Consider the following 8,027-nt stretch of genomic DNA (forward strand, 5'->3'; position numbering starts at 1 on the left):
GGTGCCCGGGGACGGGGTCCTGGGGGTCGGGGTGCCGGGGGTCGGGATGCCCGGCGTCGGGGTGCCCGGCGTCGGGGTGCCCGGCGTCGGGGTGCCCGGCGTCGGGGACATGTCGCGCGGGCCCGCGGTCGGGGGCTGCTCGGCCGGAGTCGTCGTCGTCGGGGCCTGCGTGGTCGGGGACTGCGCAGGGGTCGCGCAGGTGCACGGGGCTCCGGGCGGGCAGTCGCAGGCCTCCTCGGGCCACCACCCGGTGGCGTTGGCGACGGTGCGCACCCACCGCCACAGCTGCGCGTCCTGGCCGGTGGAGACGACCACCCCCACGAACGCGCCGCTGACGGCGGCCAGGGCGGCCGGGACCGCGGTCCGGCGCCGGGCGGCATCGGGCCCGGCGTCGAGCAGGCCCAGTCGGCGGGCCTCCTCGAGCACCTCGGCCACCCGGACGCCGCGCGCGTCCGGCGGGGTGGTGCGCAGCTGCTCGGCCTCGCGGGCCAGCACCGCGAGATCGCGCGCGGCACCGTCGTCCACCGGCGGGGTGCCGTCCGAGGGTGCGGGCCCGTGCGTCAGCCGGCCGAGCGCGGACTCCACGGTGGCCACGAACGCCGCCGCCCGGTCCAGCACGAGCTGCAGCAACCGCGGGCGGCGCGACCGCGTGACCGCGTCGTCCAGCTGGTCCCGGGCCGCGGCCAGGTCGGCCCGGGCCTCGGCGCGCCGGGCACGGGTCAGCGCCTCCGCCTCGTCCACGGCAGCCTGCCGGGCGGCCCGCTCGAGCTGCGACCAGCGGGCCCGCCGCGCCTCGGCGGCCTTGGCCCGGGCGGCCTCGCGGTCGAAGCCGGACCTCCCCGCCAGCGCGTCGCCCCCGGCCGCGACCACGGAAGCCAGTCCCGCCGCGGCGGCGCCGACGGTGGCCGCGAGGGCCGGCACCGCCGACGCCCCCAGCGCGCTCCACGTCTGCGGCTGCACGAGGGTCAGCGGGCTCAGGTCGGTGGCCGTGACGAACACCGTGACCGCACCGCCGACCACGACGGCGGCCGGCCCGAGGGCCCGCGCGACGGCCACGGGGTAGCGGGGTCGGCCAGCGGCCGGCTGCGCCGGCGGCGGCGGCGCGTCGTCCCGCTCCTCGACCTCGACGGCGGCGCTGGGCGTCGGCGGCGCCGTCGGGACGACGGTGCGCGGGCGTCGGCGGGCAGCGGCGCGGTCCCGGTCCAGCCGGTCCAGCCGGTCGTGCCGGTCGCGGTTCTCGGCCTGCTGCGCGGCCAGCTCCGCGGTGGCCGCCGCCCGGGCCGCGGCGCGCTGGGCGTCACCGGCGTCGAGCGCGTCGGCGGCGTCCGGGGACCACAGGCTGCCGGGGCGCTTGCCGCGCTCCTTGCCGAGGGCGGTGGCCCGCTCCGCCACCGCCGCCGACACCGCCAGGGCCACCGGGCCGAGCGCTAGGCCGACCGCCGGTGCGACCCCGAGGGCCGCGGCGCCCAGGACCGCCCCGGTCACCGAGGGCAGCACCGACGAGGCCAGTCCCTTCGCCACCGCCCAGCCGGGGGCGGGGACGGCGCTGGGCAACTCGTCGATGCCCGCCAGCCGCAGCTGCAGGGCCGGGTCCAGCGCCGCCCGGCGGTGCGGCCAGCCGAGCTCGTCGGGGTCGGTGATGAGGCCGAGGTCCAGCGGCGCGTCGAGCCCGAGCCCGGCCGCTGCCTGCCGCGCCCGGGCCACAGCGGCGGTGCGGCTGCGGCCGCGGGCCGCGTCGACGGCGTCCAGGGCGCTGGTCAGGTCGGCCAGCCGCGCCCGGTCGGCGTCGGACAGCGACGTCGGGTCGACCGGACCGGTGCGCGGGCCGGGCACCAGCTGGTCGCCGGTCGGTCCGCCGTCCGGCTCGGTGGTGGCCGGCGCGACGTCCGCGGCGGGGTCCGGTGTCGCCACCGGCCGGCCGGCCGCGGCGTCGGCGAGCAGCGCGTCGAGCCGGCGGGCCACCCGCTCCGCCTGCTGCGAGGCCGCCTCGGTGCGGGCGTCCAGAGCTCGGCCGGCTGCCGACCGGGCCGCGTGCTCCGCGGCGGCGCGGACGGCGCGACGGGCCTCCTCGACGGCGGTGCGCCGGCCCTCCAGCACCGCCTTGTACCGGGCCTGGGCGTGCTCGACGACCGTGGTGAGCCCGACCGAGGCGAGCGCGGCGACGAGGCCGCCGACCGCCGCGACCGGCAGGGCGAGGCCCAGCGACGTCGCCACGACGAGCCCGACGCCGGCGACCGTCGCGGCGGCCAGGGGACCGGCCGCCGCCTTGGCCGCCCAGGCCCGGCGCGCGGGGGTCGCGTCCGGACCGACCTGCGGGGGGACGGCGAGCTGGTCGGCCCGCGCCTCGCCGGACGTCGTCCGGTCCCGCCGCCCGGGGGTCGCCGCGGGGGTCACGCCGGCCAGCCGCTCGGCGAGCAGGGCGCGTGCGCCGGGTCGGCCCGTCGCCGCCGGGCGGCCGGCGACCGCGGCCAGGTCGTCGAGGGCACGCAGCGACGCGGCGGTGTCGGCGACGTCCCCGGACATCCGGCGGACGGCGTCGGCGACGGCCAGGTCGTGCACGGCCAGGGCGTCGGGGGGCAGGCCGCGGCGGACGTCGGCGGCGGCCCGGAGCAGCTCGGTCAGCCGGGCGTGCACCCGGTCGGCACGCAGCGCCGCGACCTGGCCGACCAGCGCGGCGCCCCCGGTGATGCCGGCGGTGACCACCCGCCCGAGGTCGCCGGTGGCCAGGCCCACCGCGGTGGCCGTCCCGGCGGCGGCGACGGCGGCCACCACCCCGCCGAGCAGGACCTTGCCCACGGCCCGGCCCGTCGTCGGCAGCCCGCTGGGCAGCACGGCGGGGTCGCCCACGAGGCCGAGGACGGCGACCGCGGCACGGGCCTGCGGCGGCAGGGCGGCCACGGTGGCCGCGAAGTCCGGGGAGCCGCCGGTGCGGGTGCCGTCCGGGCCGTACCGACCCTCGTCCAGGCCCAGGGCTGGCAGCAGCTCGGCCGCCACCGCGGCCACCTCGCGGCGCACCGCGGCGCGCGGCGAGGTGGCCTGCTCGGCCAACCGGACGAGGTCGGCGACGTCGGACTCGCTCAGACCGGCGAGCGCACCTGCTCCAGGTCGGTCACCTCCGACTCGGCCACCTCGATCTCCCACCCCATCTTGTCCGTGCGGGTCAGCCCCAAGCGGGTCGCCGTCGCCGGGTCCCCGTCCCAGGCCAGCAGGAGCCGGCCCGGCGGGTCGCTGCGGGACAGCACCCAGAACGTCTCGCCCCGCCACCTGCACCGGGAGGTCAGCTCGAACGCCGTCGCCTCCGTCGCGGGCACCAGCCGGCGCCAACCCCGCACCCGGCCCGGGGTGAACTCCGGGTCCTCCTGGCTGTCGGCGAACACCACGAACCGGTCCGGGCCGCTCACCGACCCCCGGTAGGTCCGGCCCTGCCATTGCACGTAGGACCCGTCCGGCAAGGTCCGTGCCCGGTCGTCCATGTGTCTCCTCCGTCTGGACCAGCAGTGCGCCGGTCGTGGTCGCCAGCCAGCTCTCGCTGTCGAGGTCGTAGGTGCCCAGGTGGACCTCGCGCCCGTCGGCGACCGCCCACAGCTCGGCGCCGTCGGTCAACCGGACCGCGGTGCCGGTGTGCGCCTCGGGCACCCGGTGGTCGACGCTCCCCGTGAAGCCGGTGCCGGTGAACGGCGCGTCGTCGGACCGGGTGTAGGGCAGGCCCTCGGGCCGGGCGTCGGCCATCGCCGGGCCGAAGGGGACGGCGAGCTCGGCGCCGCGCTGGAAGCGGAGCGCAGCCACCACGGGGACGTCGTCGGTGAACGGCGTCCCCCGGTAGTCCAGGCGCAGCCCCTCCACGATCGCGGCGACGGTGGTGAGGCCGGCGACGTCCTGCAGGCGGGCCGTGAAGCCGAAGGCCGTGGTGTGCGCGAAGCGGGTGCGGCCGTCGGATCCGTCGGACGTCTCGTCGGAGAGGTACCGGACGGCGTCGGACAGCGGCATGACGCGCTGCACCGGCGTGCCCGGCGCCAGCGGCACCGACATCCGGACGTCGTGCAGCTGCTGCCGCTCCTCGGGGGTGAGGTCCTCGGCCCGGGTCCGGCGCAGCTGGTCGAACCGGTCCGTGGTCATCCCGGGGGGCAGGTGCTGGGCCACGACGTCGTGGAAGGCCGGCGGCAGGTCCAGCGTGCCCAGCCCGAACGCCGGCGGGACGACGGGGTCGCCCCCGGGGGTCAGCGAGTCGTCAGCAGGGCCGTCAACGTCGGCTCGTCCGGCAGCGTCTGCCCGAACCGGGCGGCCGCCGTCTCGGCCTCCGCCCGGCCCACCCGGCGGGTCCGCTGCGTCCCCTCGGCCGAGTCGACCACCGCTCTGGCCTGGGCCCGACCGGTCGCCTCCTCCCAGCTCCTCCGCTTGTGGCTGAACATCACCACGCCCGGCACCGGTCCCTCGCTGGCCATCACGTTGACCGGGCTGCCCGTCACCTCGTCCTGCAGGACCTCGTACCGCCACGGGTGCTCCGCCACGATCGCCTCCCATCCCCTCGATCACCCGGGCCAGCCGGTCGGCTGCCCGGGGGTCCACCCCCGCCGCCCCGAGGTCGTCGACCACGCCGACGCCCTCCGGCAGCGCCCCCAGGTACTCCGCCACCATCGAGCGGAACCCGCCGTCGGTCGGCCACACGTCCTCCGGGCGGCTGCTGCGGGGCGGGCCGAACGCGTCGACGCCGTCCGGCAGGACGGTGTCGGCCCCGGAGGCCATGACCGCGGAGACCATGCGGGCCGTGGCGTGCAGCCGGTCGGTGGCCGACACCTGCGGCAACCGGGCGATCTCGTAGTCGCGGTGGGTCGACTCGCCGACCGCGGCGCTCGCGTGGGTGGGGAACTGCAGCTCGACGAGGTGCCCGTCGGGGCTCACCAGCGGGACGTTCAGCCCCAGGAAGCTGTTGCCCGCCAGCCAGTTGTTCTTCGTCTCCACGACCGAGTACCCCCGCGCCGCCAGTGCGTCGAGCACGGTCGTGACGCGGGGGCCGTAGCCCTCGGGCGCGCTCACCACGGAGAACCGCACCAGGTCCTTGGCCCGGTCGAGGAACTGCTCGAGGCCGGTGACCGAGCCGTCGTCCAGGGCTCCGTCGAACTTCCGCGCGACGGACTCCGGGCCCTTCACGCGGTACTGCTCCTTGTGCACCGCCGCGTCGCCGTCGAGGCCGCCGACGACCGCGTGGAGGTCGGTGCTCACCCGGGCGGCCACCTCCTGCGCGCGCTCGAGGCGGGCGTCCAGCAGCGCCCGGTCGTCGGCGGACAGGCCGGCCAGTGCCTGCGCGGCCGCGGCGTCGGCGGCGTCCAGGGCTGCCTGCACGGGGTCCGGGTCGCCGGTCGGCAGCGCAGCAGGATCGCCACCGGTCAGGTCGCGATCGACGCCCGGTCGGGCCACCGGCCCGTCGTCGCCTGCCGGTGCCGGAGCCACCCGCCCACCCAGGGCGCGCGGTCGGTGGTCCCCGTCGTCTCGCCCGTCACCAGGTCGATCGTCAGCTGCTGGTCCATCGCGTCCGGGCTCGGCCCGTACCGGTAGGTGATCTCCCGGTCGTCCATCGATTCCCTCTGCACGAACGTCGCCGTCGCCATGGGACAGGCCCTCCCGCGTCTCCCCGGTGCGCGGCGTGCGCACCGATCCCCGGTCGACCACCTGCCGGGGATCCGGAGCGGTCCGGGGGTCGTCCTGCTCCGCCTCGGCGGGGTTCAGCTCTGGATCGCTCCGCCCGTGGGCCAGTCCCCCTCCCGCATCCAGCGGAGGGTCAACTTGGCCGCGATCGTCGCCCGATCCCTCGGGTCCCCGTCCCCCTTCGGCGGGGCCTCCGGGTCGGCGGGGTCGATCGTCAACGTCCAGGTCAGATCGCCCTGATCGGTCCCCCACCGGTAGGTCACCGTCGACGGCGTCGAGGTCTCCCGTCGAAAGCGCATCAGCAGAGCCATGGCGGTCACCCCAGGTATCGGTGTTCTCGTAGGTGGGTCCACGTCGTCCGCGGTGCCAGTCGTGCTCGGCCTGCGCGACGGCGTGCGCCTGCGGGTAGGTCCAGTCCGGGTGCCGGGCCATGTGCTCGGCCTCGGCCAGCTCGTGCAGCAGGAGCTCGACATCGCGGGGGTCGGCCTCCCGGGTGAGCCGGATCCACGCCTCGGCCATGTCCGCGTTGGGGTCGAACCGGCCCATCACGTGCTCGCCCGGCACGAGGTCGCCGTTGTCGTCGAACACCCCGAGCCGGTGCTCCTCGTGGAAGACGTGGTCCTTGACCCGGGTCACCTCCTCGGCGGTGAACCCGGTGCGACCGTCCTCGCGGGGCACCTCGGCGGTGGCGCGCACGATGTCGGCGACGTCGCGGGTGTCGGCCCGGATGGTGTCGTAGGTGCTCTCGGCCCAGGCCTCCGCGCGGAGCTCGGACCGCGGCCGGACGGCCCCACCGGCCTGCGCCGGCGGTCCCTCGATCTGCTCCGCGGCCCCGGCTGCGGGCGGCGTCTCCCCGGTGCGCGACGGGGGCGACGCCTCCCGGTCGGACACCTCGGCGGGCGAGTTCAGCCCTCCGGCGACTCCTGGTCGGTCGCTGGCGGCGGCGCGCTGACCAGCGTCGATCCCGCGGCCACCGCCGTCGCGTCCTCCATCCGGAGCAGGAGACCCACCCGCTGACCGGTCTCCGGCTGCGGGACGTGGAACTCCAGGCCGCGGATCGCCACCATGGCCCCGCTGTCCACCGCCTGCATCCAGTCCCCGACGGAGACCGTCCCGGCCGTCAGCAGGCCCATCGCCACCGGGCCGCGATGCGGCACCTGGAACACCCGCTCCACCACGACCCGTGCCGACATGTCCGCCCTCCCGGTAGCGCGCCCACGCGTCATCCTCCACGCCGTACGCCTCGGCCTCCAACGCGGCACGGCCCGTCGAGTCGCCGGCTCGACCCTCGCGGATCTGCACGACGTGCTGCATCTCGTGCGCGACCGTCCGCACCAGGGACTCCTCGGTCGCGAAGGCAGCCGGGGCGAAGATGATCTGCGGCTGGCCGAACGGCGTGTTCGTCGACGCCATCGCCCGCGAGTAGTCGTACCACTCGACGCTCGCTTCGTCGGTGGCCACCAGGACCTCGACGGAGGTGAGGTCGAGAGCCAACGCGGCGGCGACGTGCTGCACCGAGTCCAGGCTGATCTCGACGTGCGCGCCCCCGTCCAGTGCCTCGGAGTTGGTCATGCCGCCGGCGCTGCTGCTGTGCAGCGGGCCGTCGACGCCCACCTGGGCCGCCGGCCCCTGGGGTCGTCCGTCGTCGGGGCCGGAGGGGTCGCCGCGGGATCCGGTGCCGCTGCGGTCCACCGCCGCCTGGTGGATGGTCGCGAGGGCCTGGACGACGTCGGCCCGGGTCAGCGGGTCGGCGCCGGTGGCGGCGCCCTCGACCGCCACGGCAGCGGTCAACGCGTCGATCTGCTGGTCCACGCGGGCGACCCGGCGCGCGTCCCCCGCCGTCGCGGCGGCCGGCGCAGCGGGCGACGCGTCGCCAGGCGCGGCCGGCGCGGCCGGCGCGGTCGGCCCGGATCCCGGCGGACCGGTCGGGCCGGCCGGGTCCGAGGGGTCCGTGGAGGCGGCGGGATCGGTCGCGGTGGACGCATCGGTGTCGGCGGCCGCACCGGTCGTCGGGGTGCCCGTCCCGGTCTCGGGCGAGCCGTCCCCGGCGCTCGCCGGGTCGGCCTGCCCGGGGGTGCCGGTCGTCGGCGTGGCGGTGGGCGCGGACGGGGTCACCGGGGACTGACCCGGCGTCGACTGGCTCGGCGCGGACTGACCCGGCGCGGACTGACCCGGCGCGGACTGACCCGGCGTCGACTGGCTCGGCGCGGACTGGTTCGAGGCTGGCTGGCCCGGCGTCGACGTGGCCGGCGCGGGCTGGCTCGGCGCGGACTGAGCCGGTGCCGACTGGCCCTGCGCAGGTTGCGCCGTGACCGGCTGGCCCGGCGCGGAGGTGCCCGTGCCCGAGGTGCCCGTGCCCGAGGTGCCCGTGCCCGAGGTGCCCG

General features: G+C 77.9%; 4 protein-coding genes and 1 pseudogene. 1 reads left to right on the forward strand and 4 read right to left on the reverse strand.

The window, feature by feature from the left end; genetic code table 11:
• From UXQ13_RS23250 to UXQ13_RS23265, 4 genes and pseudogenes are all read right to left on the reverse strand, one after another.
• A pseudogene (locus UXQ13_RS23250) lies at nt 1-5,415 on the reverse strand (hypothetical protein); the annotation flags it as partial.
• On the reverse strand, nt 5,385-5,606 hold the full coding sequence (locus UXQ13_RS23255) for a hypothetical protein (protein ID WP_225233137.1): 222 nt from the start codon (nt 5,604-5,606) through the stop codon (nt 5,385-5,387). The gene UXQ13_RS23255 and the pseudogene UXQ13_RS23250, both read right to left, overlap by 31 nt.
• Nucleotides 5,607-5,720: 114 nt before the next feature.
• Entirely contained in the window at nt 5,721-5,954 is a 234-nt protein-coding gene (locus UXQ13_RS23260) for a hypothetical protein (protein WP_225233138.1), read from the reverse strand.
• A 594-nt stretch (nt 5,955-6,548) separates the two neighbouring features.
• Entirely contained in the window at nt 6,549-6,836 is a 288-nt protein-coding gene (locus UXQ13_RS23265) for a hypothetical protein (protein ID WP_225233139.1), read from the reverse strand.
• Nucleotides 6,837-7,213: 377 nt separating this feature from the next.
• Here UXQ13_RS23265 and UXQ13_RS23270 point away from each other — a divergent pair, with 377 nt between their 5' ends.
• Complete coding sequence (locus UXQ13_RS23270) at nt 7,214-7,768, forward strand: hypothetical protein (protein WP_336393084.1); 555 nt, start codon at nt 7,214-7,216, stop codon at nt 7,766-7,768.
• Nucleotides 7,769-8,027: the final 259 nt, after the last annotated feature.

Source organism: Klenkia terrae, from assembly GCF_037083865.1.
GTDB lineage: Bacteria > Actinomycetota > Actinomycetes > Mycobacteriales > Geodermatophilaceae > Klenkia > Klenkia terrae.

What these genes read in the sequence shown, in the direction of transcription:
- UXQ13_RS23265 (WP_225233139.1), bottom strand. Translation starts at nt 6,836, where the DNA reads ATGTCGGCACGGGTCGTGGTGGAGCGGGTGTTCCAGGTGCCGCATCGC.
- UXQ13_RS23255 (WP_225233137.1), bottom strand. Translation starts at nt 5,606, where the DNA reads ATGGCGACGGCGACGTTCGTGCAGAGGGAATCGATGGACGACCGGGAG.
- UXQ13_RS23270 (WP_336393084.1), top strand. Translation starts at nt 7,214, where the DNA reads ATGCCGCCGGCGCTGCTGCTGTGCAGCGGGCCGTCGACGCCCACCTGG.
- UXQ13_RS23260 (WP_225233138.1), bottom strand. Translation starts at nt 5,954, where the DNA reads ATGGCTCTGCTGATGCGCTTTCGACGGGAGACCTCGACGCCGTCGACG.